The following is an 18,722-nucleotide window of genomic DNA, read 5'->3' on the forward strand; positions in this document are numbered from 1 at the left end:
GCTATTACCTGAAATAAAGAGATGAAAAATGTCAGAATTAAAAATTGCCGTTAGTCGTTCTTGCCAGAATTACTTTTCCACTCATCGTGTATGCGTGAATATTGAAGAAAGTAATTATATTGACGTTGCTGCCATTGTTTTATCGGTCGATGATGTTGAACGTGGAAAACTCGATGAAATAGACGCTACTGGCTATGGCATTCCTGTATTTATTGCCACGGAAAATGAAGAACATGTGCCTGCAAAATACCTGTCACGTATTTCGGGTGTCTTCGAACATTGCGAAGCGCGGAAAACGTTTTATGGTCGCCAGTTAGAAACCGCAGCCAGCCATTATGAAACGCAGCTGCGCCCGCCTTTCTTCCGCGCACTGGTTGATTATGTCAATCAGGGTAACAGCGCGTTTGATTGCCCCGGTCATCAGGGCGGCGAATTTTTCCGTCGCCATCCGGCAGGTAACCAGTTTGTAGAGTATTTTGGTGAAACTCTTTTCCGTTCCGACTTGTGCAACGCTGACGTGGCGATGGGCGATCTGCTGATTCATGAAGGTGCGCCGTGTATCGCACAACAACATGCGGCAAAAGTGTTTAATGCCGATAAAACCTACTTCGTTTTAAACGGCACCTCCTCTTCAAACAAAGTGGTATTAAACGCACTGCTGACACCGGGCGATCTGGTGCTGTTTGACCGCAATAACCATAAATCTAATCACCACGGGGCGTTGCTACAGGCTGGTGCAACACCGGTTTATCTGGAAACGGCACGTAACCCGTATGGCTTTATCGGTGGCATTGATGCGCACTGCTTCGAAGAAAATTACCTGCGCGAACTGATTGCAGAAGTCGCACCGCAGCGGGCAAAAGAGGCTCGTCCGTTCCGCCTCGCGGTTATTCAGTTAGGCACCTACGACGGCACTATTTATAACGCCCGCCAGGTGGTGGATAAAATTGGTCATCTGTGTGACTACATTCTGTTTGACTCCGCATGGGTCGGCTACGAGCAGTTTATCCCGATGATGGCTGACTGTTCGCCGCTGCTGCTGGAGCTTAATGAAAACGATCCGGGCATTCTGGTTACGCAATCAGTCCATAAACAGCAGGCAGGTTTTTCCCAGACTTCACAAATTCATAAAAAAGACCGCCATATCAAAGGGCAACCGCGTTATGTACCGCATAAACGCATGAACAATGCCTTTATGATGCATGCCTCTACCAGCCCGTTCTATCCGTTGTTCGCGGCACTGGACGTCAACGCTAAAATGCATGAAGGCGTAAGCGGTCGCAATATGTGGATGGACTGCGTGGCGAATGGCATTGATGCACGCAAACTGATCCTTGAAAACTGTCATCATATTCGTCCGTTCGTTCCTGAACTGGTGGATGGCAAGCCATGGCAGTCATACCCCACCGCTGAAATTGCCAATGACCTGCGCTTCTTCCAGTTTGTACCAGGAGAACACTGGCACTCTTTTGAAGGCTACGCAGAAAACCAATATTTTGTCGATCCGTGCAAGCTGCTACTGACTACCCCAGGCATTGATGCACGTAACGGCGAATATGAGGCATTCGGTGTTCCTGCAACCATTCTCGCTAACTTCCTGCGTGAAAATAGTGTCGTTCCAGAAAAATGCGACCTTAACTCCATTTTATTCCTGCTGACTCCGGCAGAAGATATGGCCAAACTACAACAGCTTGTCGCCCTGCTGGCACGTTTCGAAAAACTGCTGGAAGATGATGCGCCTCTGGCGGACGTACTGCCTTCCATTTACAAACAGCATGAAGCCCGTTACGCCGGTTATACCCTGCGTCAGTTGTGCCAGGAAATGCACGACCTGTATGCCCGTCATAACGTGAAACAACTGCAAAAAGAGATGTTCCGTAAGGAACACTTCCCTCGCGTCAGCATGAATCCACAAGAAGCTAACTACGCCTACTTACGCGGTGAGGTGGAGCTGGTTCGTCTGCCGGATGCAGAAGGGCGTATCGCAGCCGAAGGTGCCCTGCCTTATCCTCCGGGCGTGCTGTGTGTTGTTCCGGGTGAAGTCTGGGGCGGTTCAGTTCTGCGTTACTTCATTGCCCTGGAAGAAGGCATTAACCTGCTGCCAGGTTTTGCGCCGGAATTACAGGGGGTCTACATCGAAGAACATGACGGTCGCAAACAGGTCTGGTGCTATGTCATCAAATCAAGCGAAGCACAAAGCGCCCTGCTGAAGGGAGAAAAATTATGAGTCAGGCTAAAGCGAATAAAATGGGCGTCGTGCAGTTAACCATACTGACGATGGTCAACATGATGGGTTCCGGCATCATTATGCTGCCGACCAAACTAGCCGAAGTCGGGACGATCTCGATTATCTCCTGGCTAGTGACGGCTGTAGGATCAATGGCGCTGGCCTGGGCCTTTGCAAAATGCGGTATGTATAGCCGTAAACCAGGTGGTATGGGGGGTTATGCCGAATATGCCTTCGGTAAATCCGGTAACTTCATGGCGAACTATACCTACGGTGTGTCGCTACTGATTGCCAATGTCGCCATCGCTATTTCCGCCGTTGGCTACGGTACTGAGTTGTTTGACACAACCCTTTCGCCTGTTCAGATTGGTCTTGCCACTATTGCTGTGCTGTGGGTATGTACCGTGGCTAACTTTGGTGGTGCACGCATTACCGGGCAAATCAGTAGCATTACCGTGTGGGGTGTCATTATTCCGGTAATTGGCCTGTGCATTATCGGCTGGTTCTGGTTCAGCCCGACGCTTTACGCTGACTCCTGGAATCCGCATCATGCGCCCTTCTTTAGCGCGGTTGGTTCTTCCATCGCCATGACATTGTGGGCTTTTCTCGGTCTGGAGTCTGCCTGTGCGAATGCTGAAGTGGTAGAAAACCCGGAACGTAACGTGCCAATTGCTGTTCTTGGCGGTACGTTGGGTGCGGCAGTAATTTATATCGTCTCTACTAACGTGATTGCCGGGATTGTGCCAAATATGGAGCTGGCAAATTCAACGGCACCGTTTGGAGTGGCCTTCGCGCAAATGTTCACACCAGAAGTCGGTAAAGTGATTATGGCGTTGATGGTGATGTCCTGCTGCGGTTCATTGCTCGGCTGGCAGTTCACCATCGCCCAGGTGTTTAAATCTTCTGCCGATGAAGGGTACTTCCCGAAAATTTTCTCTCGTGTAACCAAAGTAGATGCACCGGTTCAGGGAATGTTGACCATTGTGATTATCCAGAGTGGATTATCGCTGATGACCATTAGCCCGTCGCTGAACAGCCAGTTCAACGTGTTGGTTAACCTGGCCGTGGTGACCAATATCATCCCGTATATTCTGTCGATGGCAGCACTGGTAATCATCCAGAAAGCAGCGAATGTTCCGGCTGCTAAAGCGAAAGTGGCTAACTTTGTTGCCTTTATTGGTGCGATGTACAGCTTCTATGCGCTGTACTCGTCTGGGGAAGAGGCCATGCTGTATGGCTCCATCGTGACCTTCCTCGGCTGGACACTGTATGGTCTGGTATCACCCCGCTTTGAACTGAAAAATAAACACGGTTAATAAAGCGAAGTAAAAAAGGGCGATCGAATGATCGCCCTTTGGGATTATTAACAAAGTGCTCGTTGTTCATGCCGGATGCGGCGTGAACGCCTTATCCGGCCTACAAAATAGCGTAAATTCAATAGATTGCACTATCCTCGTAGGCCTGATAAGCGTAGCGCATCAGGCAGTCATAAGTAAAAAGGGCGATCTTCCGACCGCCCTTTTTCTTATTTAATATGTTTACGCGTTTTTCAGAACTTCGCTAACAATCTCGACTGCTTCTTTCTCGATCTGCTTGCGATGTTCTTCACCGAGGAAGCTTTCGCAGTAGATCTTGTATGCGTCTTCCGTGCCTGACGGACGCGCGGCGAACCAGCCGTTGTCAGTCATCACTTTCAGACCGCCAATAGAAGCACCGTTGCCCGGAGCAGCAGTCAGGCGCGCGGTAATTGGGTCACCTGCCAGGGTGCTGGCGCTCACCATTTCCGGAGACAGCTTAGACAGCGCCGCTTTTTGTGCGGAAGTCGCAGCTGCCTGCAAGCGGTTGTAGCTCGGCGCACCAAAGCGTTTCGCCAGTTCGTTGTAGTGTTCCTGCGGGTTCTTACCGGTGACTGCGGTAATTTCCGCAGCCAGCAGACACATGATGATGCCGTCTTTATCGGTTGACCACGGCGTACCGTCGAAACGCAGGAAGGAAGCCCCCGCGCTCTCTTCACCGCCAAAGCCGAAGCTACCGTCGAACAGACCATCAACAAACCATTTGAAGCCTACCGGTACTTCTACCAGCTTGCGCCCCAAATCGTTGACCACGCGGTCGATCATCGCAGAAGAAACCAGCGTTTTACCCACGGCAACATCTTTGCCCCACTGCGGACGATGCTGGAACAGGTAGTTGATTGCCACCGCCAGGTAATGGTTTGGATTCATCAAACCTGCAGGAGTGACGATGCCGTGACGGTCATAATCCGGGTCGTTAGCAAACGCCAGATCGAACTTATCACGCAGCGCCAGCAGACCCGCCATCGCACACTCAGAAGAGCAGTCCATACGGATCGCGCCGTCTTTATCGAGGTGCATAAAGCGGAAGGTTTGATCGACCTGATCGTTAACGATGGTCAGGTTGAGGTTGTAATATTCGCCAATGCGCTTCCAGTATTCGATACCGGAACCGCCCAGCGGATCAACGCCCAGCGTCAGGCCAGCTTTCTGAATCGCCGCCATATCAACGATATCCGCCAGACCTTCCACAAACGGCTGCACCAGATCCTGCTCTTTCACATGACCGGATGCCATCGCTTCGTCGAGGGAGATACGCTTCACGCCTTTCAGGCCATCGGCCAGCAGTGCGTTAGCTCTGTCTTCCACCACTTTAGTGACGTTGGTATCAGCCGGGCCACCATTTGGCGGGTTGTATTTGATACCACCATCTTCCGGCGGGTTATGGGACGGCGTAATCACGATACCATCTGCCAGCGGGCCACCTTTTTTGTTGTGAACCAGAATGGCATTGGAAACGGCAGGCGTCGGAGTGAAGCCATTGTTTTCCTGCACAATAACGTCTACACCGTTCGCTGCCAGCACTTCCAGTACGGAAATGAACGCAGGTTCGGACAGGGCGTGAGTATCTTTACCCACATAGCAAGGGCCAGTGATGCCGTTTTTCGCACGTTCTTCAGCAATTGCCTGAGCGATTGCCAGAATGTGCGGCTCGTTAAAGCTGTGGCGCGCTGCACTGCCACGGTGACCGGAAGTACCGAATTTCACCGCATGCTCCGCATTCCCTGCTTCTGGTTTCAGTACATAATATTGCGCCGTCAGTTGGGCGACGTTAATCAAATCACTCTGTTGTGCAGGTTGACCTGCACGATTGTGGATTGCCATTGCTTTGTCCTTTATCTGCAACGTTTTAGATAGTTCCGCAAACCTTCTCAATCAATTCCGCCGGGAATTGCATCGACTGCATGATGTGTTCGATCATGCTGCATTTACGGCCGGTGTTAGTGTTGGTGATCACCCAATACGGCGTGCCTGGCACATGTTTCGGCTTGGTCTGATTACCATTTTTCAGCAGCGTTTGTTCATCTGCCGCAAAGTAAACGCGCGTGCGACCGTGCAACGATTCCGTTGCCTCGGCAAACGCCTGAGCGTCAAGAGAATATAGTGTAGACAACAGCAGCATAAAGCGGTTGACCGCGCGCTTCTGCTCTGCGTATTCATCGGAAAGCAGAAGTTCACGCATTGCGCGTACTTTGTCTTTAATCGTTTTGATCGGCTTCGCTTCGACGATAGCAGGCGACGCAATGCGAACCTCTTTCGTCACCGGAGCAGCAGGCTGTGATGCGGCGGAAAATTTCAACATGCGCCGTAAAATGTCGGATGCGCTCTCGCCGATATGCTTAGTGTGGCTGGCAATATAGCTGTAGAGTTCATCATCAACTTCAATCGTTTTCATCTTAATCCAGTGCGGTGTCTTAGCTGAATACAAGTCGCCAGGAGTATATGAATAAATCCCGGCAGCGGATAGCGTCAAGCCTGGCTTGCAGAAAAACTCGGATTAAACCTTATTTGTTGCAGCCCTGTGGCACAATGGTCAACATAATACCCTAACCCGACTTCGCGAAAAAAAGAACTTTGCCATGAAATTGAATATCCGCGCGCAATCTGCACAAAACCAGCATAATAATTCTCCCATCGTCCTCGTCCACGGTTTGTTTGGTAGTCTCGACAACCTCGGCGTTCTGGCGCGCGACCTGGTGAGCGACCACAATATTATCCAGGTCGATATGCGTAACCACGGACTTTCACCGCGCGATCCTGTGATGAATTATCCAACAATGGCGCAAGATCTGCTGGATACGCTGGATGCACAACAGATCGAAAAAGCGACGTTTATCGGTCACTCTATGGGCGGTAAAGCCGTTATGGCGCTAACTGCACTAGCCCCCGATCGCATCGATAAGCTGGTGGCGATCGATATTGCGCCGGTTGATTATCACGTGCGTCGTCATGATGAGATTTTCGCCGCCATCAACGCCGTCAGCGAATCCAGCGCGCAAACACGACAGCAGGCAGCAACGGTGATGCGCCAACATCTGAATGAAGAAGGGGTGATTCAGTTTCTGCTGAAATCTTACGTTGATGGTGAATGGCGTTTTAACGTGCCAGTGTTGTGGGATCAGTATCCGCATATTGTTGGCTGGGAGAAAATCCCGGCATGGGATCACCCTGCCCTGTTTATCCCCGGCGGTAATTCACCGTATGTCACTGAACAATATCGTGATGATTTACTGGCGCAATTCCCGCAGGCACGGGCGCATGTGATTGCGGGTGCGGGTCACTGGGTACACGCCGAAAAACCTGATGCGGTACTGCGCGCCATCCGTCGCTATCTCAATGATTAACGCAACTGATTAAAAACCCAGCGTCCGCGTCGCTTTCCGCGCGTGGGCGTTGGCGTGACTCATCGCGCTGATGTATTATGGCGCGCTATCCATCCGGGCAGACGCCCGGCTGATTGTTTCCCCCGAAGTCACCAAGATCATGGCCAAAGAACAAACGGACCGTACGACATTAGATCTGTTCGCGCACGAGCGTCGACCGGGACGACCGAAAACCAATCCGCTTTCGCGCGATGAACAGCTGCGTATTAATAAACGCAACCAGCTAAAACGCGACAAAGTACGTGGTCTTAAGCGTGTCGAACTGAAGCTGAACGCGGAAGCTGTCGAGGCGCTGAATGAGCTGGCAGAGTCGCGCAATATGAGCCGTAGCGAACTGATCGAAGAGATTTTGATGCAGCAGTTGGCGGCACTGCGTAGTCAAGGCATCGTTTAAATTTCCACTTTCATGTAGCACAGTGTGCAGTCCTGCCCGTTTGCTGATTCCGCAAGACTGCCTGTTCTGCTATGATTGCCTTTATCCGTGGGCAATTTGCCACCCCCATTTCAATAAGTTTCAAGAGGTTATTTCACTCATGGCTATCACTGGCATCTTTTTCGGCAGCGACACCGGTAATACCGAAAATATCGCAAAAATGATTCAAAAACAGCTTGGTAAAGACGTTGCCGATGTCCATGACATTGCAAAAAGCAGCAAAGAAGATCTGGAAGCTTATGACATTCTGCTGCTGGGTATCCCAACCTGGTATTACGGCGAAGCACAGTGTGACTGGGACGACTTCTTCCCGACTCTCGAAGAGATTGATTTCAATGGTAAACTGGTTGCCCTGTTTGGCTGTGGCGACCAGGAAGATTACGCCGAATATTTCTGTGATGCATTAGGCACTATCCGTGACATCATCGAACCGCGCGGCGCGACTATCGTGGGTCACTGGCCAACTGCGGGCTACCATTTCGAAGCATCAAAAGGTCTGGCAGATGACGATCACTTTGTCGGCCTGGCTATTGACGAAGACCGTCAGCCGGAACTGACCGCTGAACGCGTGGAAAAATGGGTTAAGCAAATTTCTGAAGAGCTGCATCTCGACGAAATTATCAACGCCTGATGTGATGCGGTGTAGGCTAATGTCTACGCCGTATTAATAGATAATGCCAATCAAAATAATTGCTACAAATTTGTAACTTTTGCCGTAGTACCTGTACAATGTTCCAGTATTGAAGTGGCCTTGCCGATGTAAATGTAAGCTAAGCCACGTTTTTATTAACAATATTTGCCAGGGACTTGTAGTTTTCATTTAGGCGTGGCAATTCTATAATGATACGCATTATCTCAAGAGCAAATTCTGTCACTTCTCCTAATGAAGTGAACCGCTTAGTAACAGGACAGATTCCGCATGACTGATAACAATACCGCCCTAAAGAAAGCTGGCCTGAAAGTAACGCTTCCTCGTTTAAAAATCCTGGAAGTTCTTCAGGAGCCGGACAACCATCACGTCAGTGCGGAAGATTTATATAAACGTCTGATCGATATGGGTGAAGAAATTGGTCTGGCTACGGTATATCGCGTACTGAACCAGTTTGACGATGCCGGTATCGTCACCCGCCACAATTTTGAAGGCGGTAAATCCGTATTTGAACTGACCCAGCAACATCATCACGATCACCTGATCTGCCTCGACTGCGGCAAGGTTATTGAATTTAGTGATGAATCTATCGAAGCGCGTCAGCGTGAAATCGCCGCGAAACATGGTATTCGCCTGACTAACCATAGTCTCTATCTTTACGGTCACTGCGCCGAAGGCGATTGCCGCGAAGATGAGCACGCGCACGAAGGCAAATAAGTCAGCCTGAACGAGAAAAGCCAACCTGCGGGTTGGCTTTTTTATACCAGGGAAATAAGAACAAGCGAGAGTTACAGCCCTCGCTTTTTTTGTTTTTACTGCGTAGCGTTATTACTGCGAATTTCCTGCCAGACTTTATCGCAATCGGCTTTCACTGCCTGGTCGTTACCGGTTTGCGTTGCGCGCAGACACTGCTGATAATCCAGTACCCGCACACTTTCCTGGTCGGCAAACTGCTGATGTTGTTTCTCTTTCTTCAGCACGTTTAACACGCTCTGGCAGGCCTCAATTTTTTCCGGCGAGCCTTGTGCTGTGTTGATGCAGGCGCTGTAAGCTTCTTTCAGACGACTGTCTTCCTGTGGCGCGGTTGATTGCGCACAAGCCACCAGCCCCGATGCCATCATGGTGATGAGAATCAGTTTTTTCATAGCAAATTCCTCAAACGCGCGGCAGGCGAAATACCTGCCGCGTCGGGCATCAGAAGATAGTGAACGGCGCGATAACCATGAATTTCACGTCACGCTCATCCTGGAAGATGTTGCCGTAACCGCCCCCCCAGCTTGGGATGTCGGAGTGGTTGTCGTATTCGGTGAAATGCAGTTTGAACATCGTGCCCTTGGCGCGACCGTCCTGAATGGTGTAGACCGCATCCAGACTGTAAGCAGACTCTTCGATAGTCCGGTTTTTGTCGTAGTACGCATCCGGATTGCTCTGCCATGTCGCTGGTTTGGCATCCCATGCATAAACGTAGGAAGCGCCGATGGCGAAGCCGGGAAGATTCCAGTTTTTCAGGTCATACATCGCACCGAAGAAGACCGCTTTTTCGCCGTTGGCGTTAAAGTCAGAGCGGTTATCCCACCAGATATCCAGGCGACCGTTCGAGGAAGCGTAGGTTGGGGTCATACGTTGCAGGAAGTATCCCTGCTGACCATCGGCTTTAACCCAGGTGCCTTCGAGGCGCAAATCCACTACGTCAGCCGCCCGGTAGCCAAAGGTCAACGCCTGCAGCCAGGCGGTGCCGTCATAAAGATCGTTGACGCTGCGATCGTCAACTTTGTCGCGCGTACCGTAGAACTGGTAGCTGGTGGTTAACGGGCTACCGGCGATATCAAATTTATAGCTGGCTTTGGCAAAATATTGATCGATATACCCTTCCGCCTGACCAAACGCCGCTTCCAGTACGAAGTTATTTTTGAAGTCGTACTTCGCCCCGAGGGAGTGCAGATAATCAACTTTGGTAGTCTTATCGTTCTGATAAAACTCATCCATTTCCAGATGCCACGGCGCTTTGTATTCGTTGGTCCACATGTAGGAGAAACTCAACGCACCGGCATCGCCGTAATCAAAATTCGCCCCGGCTTCCGCACCCTGATAAGTACCCGGCATAAAGCTCCAGTGCGGCGCTAACAGCGTCTGACCGGTTGGCTGAATATAACCAGCCCTCGCCCACACCGGACCGTATTTAAATTTGGCCGCTGCTTTATACAGGCTTATACCGCTTTTATCGCCGGACCAGTCTTCGTCATAGGCTTTATTACTTTTTGAAAACGCGATTTCGTTCGGGTGAGAGCTGTCGCCGTTTTCTGCCATTTCAATCGCCGTAAATGCGGCAATATCAAGGCCGAACATATCAGCAGCATAACCAGACTGAAAATCGAGGTTGGCGTTCCAGGTGGAGTGAGAAAGGTTGGTTTTGTATTTGTCACCGTCGGTAACATCTTTACGGTCGCGTTCACGCTGCCAGTAATAGATACCGCCGGTTAAGGTTGAATCGTCGATGAATCCTTCGGCGCGAGCCTCCGGCATTGCCATAAAGCCCGACATTGCTGTAACACCGGCGATAGCCAGCGCCAGCGTACTACGTTTGCCACTAAACGCACGCATGGGTTAATCCTCTTTGACGTATAAATTGCTGCACCACAGGTGAACAGCGAAAAAAATAAAAATTAAAAAAGTAGCGTTGAGAAAAGTCTCGCTGACTACAGGAACAGACTATTTTTCGCGACGCGAATTATCAATCTCTTTCTGTAACGAGAATGTAAGAACATGAGCAACCGCACATATTTTGATGATTTTTGTTACAGGATTTAAGTTTGCAGCAGAAGAGTTTGTAGAAGAAAAAATATGTGGCTTTCCAGTAGGATGAAAGCGGTTACATTTTATTTAATTATGATTTGTGTTTTTAAATTTATTTTACGGATAAATTGCGAAGCGGAATTAATTCGCGATGATAAGCAGAAAAAACGCCGCAGAGCGCGGCGTTTGGGATTGTTTGTATGTTTCATGCCGGATGTGGCGTAAACGCCTTATCCGACCTACAAAAGCACGCAAATTCAATATATTGCAGAGATCATGTAGGCCTGATAAGCGAAGCGCATCAGGCAATTTAGCATTTGAAATTTATTGTCTATTTATTGCCGGATGCGACGTAAACGCTTCACCCGGCCTGGTAGAACTTAAAATTACTCGCCAACCTTCGCCCAGGTATCACGCAGCCCAACGGTGCGGTTAAATACCGGTTTTTCCGCAGTGGAATGGCGGCTGTCGAGGCAGAAGTAACCTTCACGCTCAAACTGGAACGCTTTACCCGCAACCGCGTCTTTCAGAGACGGTTCAGCAAAGCCCTGTTTGATGACCAGTGATTCAGGGTTAATCACCGACAGGAAATCATCCGCAGCGCCTGGATTCGGCACGCTGAACAGACGATCGTACAGGCGGATTTCAACCGGCAGCGCATGTGCCGCGCTTACCCAGTGAATAACGCCTTTCACTTTACGACCATCAGCCGGATCTTTGCTTAAAGTGTCGGCATCGTAAGTACAGAAGATGGTGGTGATATTGCCTTCGGCATCTTTCTCCACGCGTTCTGCTTTAATCACGTAAGCATTACGCAGACGCACTTCTTTACCCAGCACCAGACGCTTGTACTGCTTGTTAGCTTCTTCGCGGAAATCGGCGCGATCGATCCAAATCTCATCGCTAAACGGCACCTGACGGCTACCCATTTCCGGTTTGTTCGGATGGTTCGGCATAGTGACCATTTCGCCTTCGCCCTGATAGTTTTCGATAACCAGTTTCACCGGATCGATAACCGCCATTGCGCGCGGCGCGTTTTCGTTGAGATCTTCACGAATACAGGATTCCAGAGATGCCATCTCAATGGTGTTGTCCTGCTTGGTCACGCCGATGCGTTTGCAGAACTCACGAATAGAAGCCGCAGTGTAACCACGACGACGCAGACCGGAAATGGTCGGCATACGCGGGTCATCCCAGCCTTCAACGTGCTTGTCGGTCACCAACTGGTTCAGCTTACGCTTGGACATCACGGTGTATTCCAGATTCAGGCGCGAGAATTCGTACTGGCGCGGATGAACAGGAATGGTGATGTTGTCCAGAACCCAGTCATACAGACGACGGTTGTCCTGGAACTCAAGCGTACACAGAGAGTGCGTAATACCTTCCAGCGCATCGCTGATGCAGTGGGTGAAGTCGTACATCGGGTAGATGCACCACTTGTTGCCAGTCTGGTGGTGTTCAGCAAATTTAATGCGGTACAGCACCGGATCGCGCATCACGATAAACGGCGAAGCCATGTCGATTTTCGCACGCAGGCAGGCTTTACCTTCTTCAAAACCACCGGTACGCATTTTTTCGAACAGCGCCAGGTTCTCTTCAACGCTACGGTCGCGGTACGGACTGTTTTTACCCGGCTGCGTCAGGGTGCCACGGTATTCGCGGATCTGTTCCGGCGTCAGTTCATCGACATACGCCAGGCCTTTATTGATCAATTCGATCGCATAGGCATGGAGCTGATCAAAATAGTCGGAGGAGTAACGAACGTTACCAGACCAGTGAAAACCTAACCATTCAACGTCGTTTTTGATCGACTCTACGTACTCGATATCTTCTTTTACCGGGTTAGTGTCGTCGAAACGCAGGTTGCACTGGCCTTTATAGTCCTGGGCGATCCCGAAGTTCAGGCAGATAGATTTCGCATGACCAATATGCAGATAGCCATTTGGTTCTGGCGGGAAACGGGTGTGTACTGTGGTGTGCTTGCCACTGGCCAGATCTTCATCAATGATCTGACGAATAAAGTTAGTCGGGCGGGCTTCTGCCTCACTCATCGTGGATTCCTCAAAGCGTAAACAACGTATAACGGCGTATGATCTTATAAGCGGGACAGGCTGACAACTGTTAGTTAGAGAAAATAGAAAATCTCACTGAGATTATGGGGATGATTGATGAAAAAAAAAGCGGCGAAGATGATATCTGCCGCTTTTGCCACCCCTGTGTCATTGTTGGATGCGACGCTGGTGCGTCTTATCCAACCTACACTGAGCTTTTGTAGGCCTGATAAGACGCGTCAAGCGTCGCATCAGGCATGAAACAGATTACTTTTTGATTTCATACAGCGGCGTTTGACCCGCCACAACATGACCCTGGGCTTTAATGATCAGACCGCTGAAATCGTCGATATTGCTGCAAACCACCGGGCTAATCATCGAACGAGCGTTAGCATTCAGGTAATCCAGATCCATTTCCAGAATCGGTTGCCCTGCACTTACCTGCGCCCCCTCTTCCACCAAACGCTTAAAGCCTTTACCTTCCAGCGCCACGGTGTCGATACCCATGTGGACGACGATCTCCGCGCCTTTTTCGGTTTCCAGGCAGAACGCGTGGTTGGTGTTGAAGATTTTTACGATAGTCCCTGCGGCTGGTGATACAACGATTTTATCCGTCGGTTTCACCGCTACACCGTCGCCCACCGCTTTGCTGGCGAACGCTTCGTCTGGCACCTGATCCAGTGCGACAACATCACCAGTAATCGGCGATACCAGCTCAGCGATAGACACTACATTTGGTACAGCCTGTGGTTTTGCTGCCGGCGCGGCAGTTGCCGGAGCCGCTTCAGCAGAAGCAGCAGCTACCGGGCCACGAGCAACGACTTTCTTCATCGCATCACCGATAGATTCCGCTTTCGCACCAACAATCACCTGGATGGTTTGTTTGTTCAGTTTCACCACCCCAGAAGCCCCCAGACGTTTACACATCGCATCGTTGACGCGGGCTGAGTCACCCACCGTCAGGCGCAGACGGGTAATACAGGCGTCAATCGCTTTCAGGTTGTCGCTACCGCCAACCGCAGCAATATAGTTGGTCGCCAGTTGAGTCAGACCTTCTTCAGTGTTGCTGTTGGCTTCTTCAGTAACAATTTCGTCTTCTTTATCTTCACGGCCTGGCGTTTTCAGGTTGAACATGCGGATAACTGCACTGAATACCACAAAGTAGATAACGAAGAAGATAACGCCCATCACCAGCAGCATCCAGACGTTCTGGCTGGCTGCCGGCAGGTTATACATCAACGCATAGTCGATGGCGCCCGCAGAGAAAGAGAAGCCCGCGTGAATACCCAGCAGCGTCGCCACAAACAGGCTGATACCGGTCAACAGTGCGTGCAGGAGGTACAGCAGCGGCGCAAGGAACATGAACAGGAATTCCAGCGGCTCGGTAACACCAGTCAGGAACGCGGTGATAGCAACGGAAAGCAGCATCCCGCCAACCATCGGACGACGCTCTTTCGGTGCTGCGAAGTACATCGCCAGTGCCGCACCCGGCAGACCAAACATCATGATCGGGAAGAAGCCGGACATGAACATCCCCGCAGTGCCGTCACCGGCATAGAAGCGGTTGATGTCGCCGTGGAAAACCGTCCCTGCCGCGTTGGTAAATTCACCAATCTGGAACCAGGCAATGGTGTTCAGTACCTGATGCAGACCAGTTGGGATCAGCAGACGGTTGATGAAACCAAAGATACCGGAACCCAGCGCGCCCGCAGAAACGATCCATTCACCACCAGCATGAATAGCGTGCTGCACCGGTGGCCAGACATAACCAAAAATAGCCGCCAATACCAAGCAGAAGAAGCCAGTGGCAATCGGCACAAAACGTTTGCCGCCGAAAAAGCTCAGGAAGTCCGGCAGTTTAATATCGGACCAACGGTTATAGGCTGCACCACCGACCAGGCCGGTAATGATACCCGCCAGTACACCCATATTGATTTCCGGGTTGATGGTCACCATCGCTTTGGTTAACACAAAGTAACCTACCGCACCCGCCAGCGCCGCCGCACCTGCGCTGTCTTTGGACCAGCTGGATGCCACGCCGATGGCGAAGATTAATGCGAGGTTATCAAAAATCGCGCCGCCCGCCTGGGCAATAAACGCAACGTTAAGTAAATCTGGCTGACCGAATCGCAGCAACAGCGCCGCCACCGGCAGTACTGCGATAGGGAGCTGTAACGCCCTACCGAGTCGCTGGAAAAACCCTAAAATATTCATCTTATTCCCCCTACGAGAACCCTATTTGGCTTGTTTAACGCCGTATTTTTATTTTGCTGCAAACTGTACTGCCGATGTTCTGTAATCATATTGTTAGATCATCTGCTACAGAGTGTGTAAAAAATTAATTCGTACCGCAAATTAAACGCGTGTCTTTTGTGAGTTTTGTCACCAAATATCGTTATCATCACTCCCTTTTACTGGCTAAACCAGAAAACTTATTTTATCATTCAAAAAATCAGGTCGGATTGACGCCTGTCTGCGCAAATCCAGGTTACGCTTAAAGATGCCTAATCCGCCAACGGCTTACATTTTACTTATTGAGGTGAATAATGAGACTGATCCCCCTGACTACCGCTGAACAGGTCGGCAAATGGGCTGCTCGCCATATCGTTAATCGTATCAACGCGTTCAAACCGACTGCCGATCGTCCGTTCGTGCTCGGTCTGCCGACCGGCGGCACACCAATGACCACCTATAAAGCGTTAGTCGAAATGCATAAAGCAGGCCAGGTCAGCTTTAAGCACGTTGTCACCTTCAACATGGATGAATATGTCGGTCTGCCAAAAGAGCATCCGGAAAGCTACTACAGCTTTATGCACCGTAACTTCTTCGATCACGTTGATATTCCAGCAGAAAATATCAACCTTCTCAACGGTAACGCCCCGGATATCGACGCCGAGTGCCGCCAGTATGAAGAAAAAATCCGCTCTTACGGTAAAATTCATCTGTTTATGGGCGGCGTAGGTAACGACGGTCACATCGCATTTAACGAACCAGCCTCCTCCCTGGCTTCTCGCACCCGTATCAAAACCCTGACTCATGACACTCGCGTTGCTAACTCTCGTTTCTTTGATAACGATGTCAATCAGGTGCCAAAATATGCTCTGACTGTCGGTGTTGGTACATTGCTGGATGCCGAAGAAGTGATGATTCTGGTTCTGGGTAGCCAGAAAGCACTGGCGCTGCAAGCCGCAGTTGAAGGTTGCGTTAACCATATGTGGACCATCAGCTGTCTGCAACTGCATCCGAAAGCGATCATGGTGTGCGATGAACCTTCCACCATGGAGCTGAAAGTTAAGACTTTAAGATATTTCAATGAATTAGAAGCAGAAAATATCAAAGGTCTGTAATTGTTATCCCTGCCCTGACACCTTGCTCAGGGCAATATTATTTTTAAAATCGGGGGTCGGAATGTATGCATTAACCCAGGGCCGGATCTTTACCGGTCACGAATTTCTTGATGACCACGCGGTTGTTATCGCTGATGGCCTGATTAAAAGTGTCTGTCCGGTAGCGGAACTGCCGCCAGAGATTGAACAACGTTCACTGAACGGAGCCATTCTCTCCCCCGGTTTTATTGATGTGCAGTTAAACGGCTGCGGCGGCGTACAGTTCAACGATACTGCGGAAGCGGTAAGCGTTGAAACGCTGGAAATCATGCAAAAAGCCAATGAGAAATCTGGCTGTACTAACTATCTGCCAACGCTTATCACCACCAGCGATGACCTGATGAAACAGGGTGTGCGCGTAATGCGCGAGTACCTGGCAAACCATCCGAACCAGGCGCTAGGTTTGCATCTGGAAGGTCCGTGGCTGAACCTGGTGAAAAAAGGCACTCATAACCCGAACTTCGTGCGTAAACCCGATGCTGCGCTGGTTGATTTCCTGTGCGAAAACGCTGATGTGATTACTAAAGTTACCCTGGCACCGGAAATGGTTCCTGCGGAAGTGATCAGCAAACTGGCAAATGCCGGGATTGTAGTTTCTGCCGGTCACTCCAACGCAACACTGAAAGAAGCGAAAGCCGGTTTCCGCGCAGGGATTACCTTTGCCACCCATCTGTACAACGCGATGCCGTATATTACCGGTCGCGAGCCAGGTCTGGCGGGCGCGATCCTCGATGACGCCGACATTTATTGCGGTATTATTGCCGATGGCTTGCACGTTGATTACGCTAACATCCGCAACGCCAAGCGTCTGAAAGGCGACAAACTGTGTCTGGTCACCGACGCTACTGCACCAGCAGGCGCCAATATTGAACAGTTCATTTTTGCGGGTAAAACAATATACTACCGCAACGGACTTTGTGTGGATGAAAATGGTACGTTAAGTGGTTCATCCTTAACCATGATTGAAGGCGTGCGCAATCTGGTCGAACATTGCGGTATCGCACTGGATGAAGTTTTGCGTATGGCGACGCTCTACCCGGCACGTGCAATTGGCGTTGAAAAACGTCTCGGCACGCTCGCCGCAGGCAAAGTGGCCAACCTGACCGCATTCACACCTGATTTTAAAATCACTAAGACCATCGTTAATGGTAACGAGGTCGTAACTCAATAAGAGAAAGTATGACACCAGGCGGACAAGCTCAGATAGGTAATGTTGATCTCGTAAAACAGCTTAACAGCGCGGCGGTTTATCGCCTGATTGACCAGTTCGGGCCAATCTCGCGAATTCAGATTGCTGAGCAAAGCCAGCTTGCCCCCGCCAGCGTAACCAAAATTACACGTCAGCTTATCGAGCGCGGGCTGATCAAAGAAGTCGATCAGCAGGCCTCCACCGGAGGCCGCCGCGCTATCTCCATCGTCACTGAAACTCGTAATTTCCACGCTATCGGCGTACGACTTGGTCGTCACGATGCCACCATCACCCTGTTTGATCTCAGTAGCAAAGTGCTGGCAGAAGAACATTACCCGCTGCCTGAACGAACCCAGCAGACGCTGGAACATGCCCTGCTGAATGCCATTGCTCAGTTTATTGATAGCTACCAGCGCAAACTGCGCGAGCTGATCGCGATTTCCGTGATCCTGCCTGGGCTTGTTGACCCGGACAGCGGCAAAATTCATTACATGCCGCATATTCAGGTGGAAAACTGGGGGCTGGTAGAAGCACTGGAAGAGCGTTTTAAAGTGACCTGTTTTGTCGGCCACGATATCCGTAGTCTGGCGCTGGCAGAGCACTACTTCGGTGCAAGTCAGGATTGCGAAGACTCCATTCTGGTGCGCGTGCATCGCGGAACGGGGGCTGGAATCATCTCTAACGGGCGCATTTTTATCGGTCGCAACGGCAACGTCGGTGAAATTGGTCATATTCAGGTCGAACCGCTGGGTGAACGCTGCCACTGCGGCAACTTTGGTTGTCTGGAAACTATCGCTGCCAACGCTGCCATTGAACAACGGGTGTTGAATTTATTAAAGCAGGGCTACCAGAGCCGTGTGCCACTGGACGACTGCACCATCAAAACTATCTGCAAAGCCGCGAACAAAGGTGACGGTCTGGCGTCGGAAGTGATTGAGTATGTCGGTCGTCATCTGGGTAAAACCATCGCCATTGCTATCAACTTATTTAATCCGCAAAAAATTGTTATTGCCGGTGAAATCACCGAAGCCGATAAAGTGCTGCTCCCTGCTATTGAAAGCTGCATTAATACCCAGGCGCTGAAGGCATTTCGCACTAATCTGCCGGTGGTACGTTCTGAGCTGGATCACCGCTCAGCAATCGGCGCTTTTGCGCTGGTAAAACGCGCCATGCTCAACGGTATTTTGCTCCAGCATTTGCTGGAAAATTAATGTGCTTTTATAGTGGCGCTTATTGTTGTCAATATTCTGGGTAGT

Annotated in this window: 16 protein-coding genes and 1 pseudogene; 11 read left to right on the top strand and 6 right to left on the bottom strand. The window is 50.4% G+C overall.

The genetic code is table 11. The features are described from left to right. The first annotated feature begins 28 nt into the window (after nt 1-28). From speF to LG381_RS22400, 3 genes and pseudogenes are all read left to right on the top strand, one after another. Nucleotides 29-2,227 carry an ornithine decarboxylase SpeF gene (speF, locus tag LG381_RS19620; protein ID WP_225762809.1) on the top strand — a complete coding sequence of 733 codons (2,199 nt, stop codon included), beginning with the start codon at nt 29-31 and terminating at the stop codon, nt 2,225-2,227. Further along, nucleotides 2,224-3,543, top strand: coding sequence for a putrescine-ornithine antiporter (gene potE / locus LG381_RS19625; RefSeq protein ID WP_225762810.1), 1,320 nt, complete (start codon nt 2,224-2,226; stop codon nt 3,541-3,543). Before speF ends, potE begins: the two co-directional genes overlap by 4 nt. A gap of 70 nt (nt 3,544-3,613) precedes the next feature. Continuing rightward, nucleotides 3,614-3,712, top strand: a pseudogene (locus LG381_RS22400) (hypothetical protein); the annotation flags it as partial. A 53-nt stretch (nt 3,713-3,765) separates the two neighbouring features. On the opposite strand, the gene pgm reads toward LG381_RS22400, so the two are convergent. Both pgm and seqA read right to left on the bottom strand, forming a co-directional pair. Continuing rightward, nucleotides 3,766-5,406 (bottom strand): phosphoglucomutase (alpha-D-glucose-1,6-bisphosphate-dependent), encoded by a 1,641-nt coding sequence (gene pgm, locus LG381_RS19630; RefSeq protein ID WP_001297249.1) that lies wholly within the window; start codon nt 5,404-5,406, stop codon nt 3,766-3,768. Nucleotides 5,407-5,431: 25 nt separating this feature from the next. Next, nucleotides 5,432-5,977, bottom strand: a complete 546-nt coding sequence (gene seqA / locus LG381_RS19635) for a replication initiation negative regulator SeqA (protein WP_001515978.1) — start codon at nt 5,975-5,977, stop codon at nt 5,432-5,434. A gap of 184 nt (nt 5,978-6,161) precedes the next feature. Between seqA and ybfF the strand changes: the two genes are divergently transcribed. The 5 genes from ybfF (at nt 6,162) to fur (ending at nt 8,764) form a co-directional block, all read left to right on the top strand. Then, nucleotides 6,162-6,926, top strand: a complete 765-nt coding sequence (ybfF, locus tag LG381_RS19640) for an esterase (protein ID WP_225762811.1) — start codon at nt 6,162-6,164, stop codon at nt 6,924-6,926. 139 nt (nt 6,927-7,065) lie between these two features. Then, nucleotides 7,066-7,359 (top strand): LexA regulated protein, encoded by a 294-nt coding sequence (gene ybfE, locus LG381_RS19645; RefSeq protein ID WP_024165168.1) that lies wholly within the window; start codon nt 7,066-7,068, stop codon nt 7,357-7,359. Between the two features lie 139 nt (nt 7,360-7,498). Next, nucleotides 7,499-8,029 (top strand): flavodoxin FldA, encoded by a 531-nt coding sequence (fldA, locus tag LG381_RS19650; protein ID WP_010346538.1) that lies wholly within the window; start codon nt 7,499-7,501, stop codon nt 8,027-8,029. 209 nt (nt 8,030-8,238) lie between these two features. Continuing rightward, a complete protein-coding gene (gene uof / locus LG381_RS19655; protein ID WP_001695552.1) occupies nt 8,239-8,325 on the top strand; it encodes a fur leader peptide in 87 nt (28 codons plus the stop codon). Continuing rightward, nucleotides 8,318-8,764, top strand: coding sequence for a ferric iron uptake transcriptional regulator (fur, locus tag LG381_RS19660; protein ID WP_000131706.1), 447 nt, complete (start codon nt 8,318-8,320; stop codon nt 8,762-8,764). The genes uof and fur overlap by 8 nt, the downstream gene beginning before the upstream one ends. Nucleotides 8,765-8,859: 95 nt before the next feature. Here the strand turns inward: fur and chiQ are convergent, their stop codons facing one another. The 4 genes from chiQ to nagE form a co-directional block, all read right to left on the bottom strand. Next, a complete protein-coding gene (gene chiQ / locus LG381_RS19665) occupies nt 8,860-9,192 on the bottom strand; it encodes a ChiQ/YbfN family lipoprotein (protein WP_105280211.1) in 333 nt (110 codons plus the stop codon). Between the two features lie 49 nt (nt 9,193-9,241). Next, entirely contained in the window at nt 9,242-10,648 is a 1,407-nt protein-coding gene (gene chiP, locus LG381_RS19670; protein WP_001201191.1) for a chitoporin, read from the bottom strand. A 578-nt stretch (nt 10,649-11,226) separates the two neighbouring features. Beyond that, nucleotides 11,227-12,891 (bottom strand): glutamine--tRNA ligase, encoded by a 1,665-nt coding sequence (gene glnS / locus LG381_RS19675; RefSeq protein ID WP_225762812.1) that lies wholly within the window; start codon nt 12,889-12,891, stop codon nt 11,227-11,229. 267 nt (nt 12,892-13,158) lie between these two features. Further along, nucleotides 13,159-15,105 (bottom strand): PTS N-acetyl glucosamine transporter subunit IIABC, encoded by a 1,947-nt coding sequence (nagE, locus tag LG381_RS19680; RefSeq protein WP_225762813.1) that lies wholly within the window; start codon nt 15,103-15,105, stop codon nt 13,159-13,161. 332 nt (nt 15,106-15,437) lie between these two features. Here nagE and nagB point away from each other — a divergent pair, with 332 nt between their 5' ends. From nagB to nagC, 3 genes are all read left to right on the top strand, one after another. Further along, nucleotides 15,438-16,238, top strand: coding sequence for a glucosamine-6-phosphate deaminase (gene nagB / locus LG381_RS19685; RefSeq protein WP_001237072.1), 801 nt, complete (start codon nt 15,438-15,440; stop codon nt 16,236-16,238). Nucleotides 16,239-16,299: 61 nt separating this feature from the next. Continuing rightward, nucleotides 16,300-17,448 carry an N-acetylglucosamine-6-phosphate deacetylase gene (nagA, locus tag LG381_RS19690; RefSeq protein ID WP_000271146.1) on the top strand — a complete coding sequence of 383 codons (1,149 nt, stop codon included), beginning with the start codon at nt 16,300-16,302 and terminating at the stop codon, nt 17,446-17,448. A gap of 8 nt (nt 17,449-17,456) precedes the next feature. Further along, nucleotides 17,457-18,677 carry a DNA-binding transcriptional regulator NagC gene (gene nagC / locus LG381_RS19695; protein ID WP_000187570.1) on the top strand — a complete coding sequence of 407 codons (1,221 nt, stop codon included), beginning with the start codon at nt 17,457-17,459 and terminating at the stop codon, nt 18,675-18,677. The last annotated feature ends 45 nt before the right edge of the window (nt 18,678-18,722 follow it).

The sequence above is a fragment of the Escherichia sp. Marseille-Q3837 genome (assembly GCF_916618735.1).
GTDB classification, from domain to species: Bacteria; Pseudomonadota; Gammaproteobacteria; order Enterobacterales; family Enterobacteriaceae; genus Escherichia; species Escherichia ruysiae.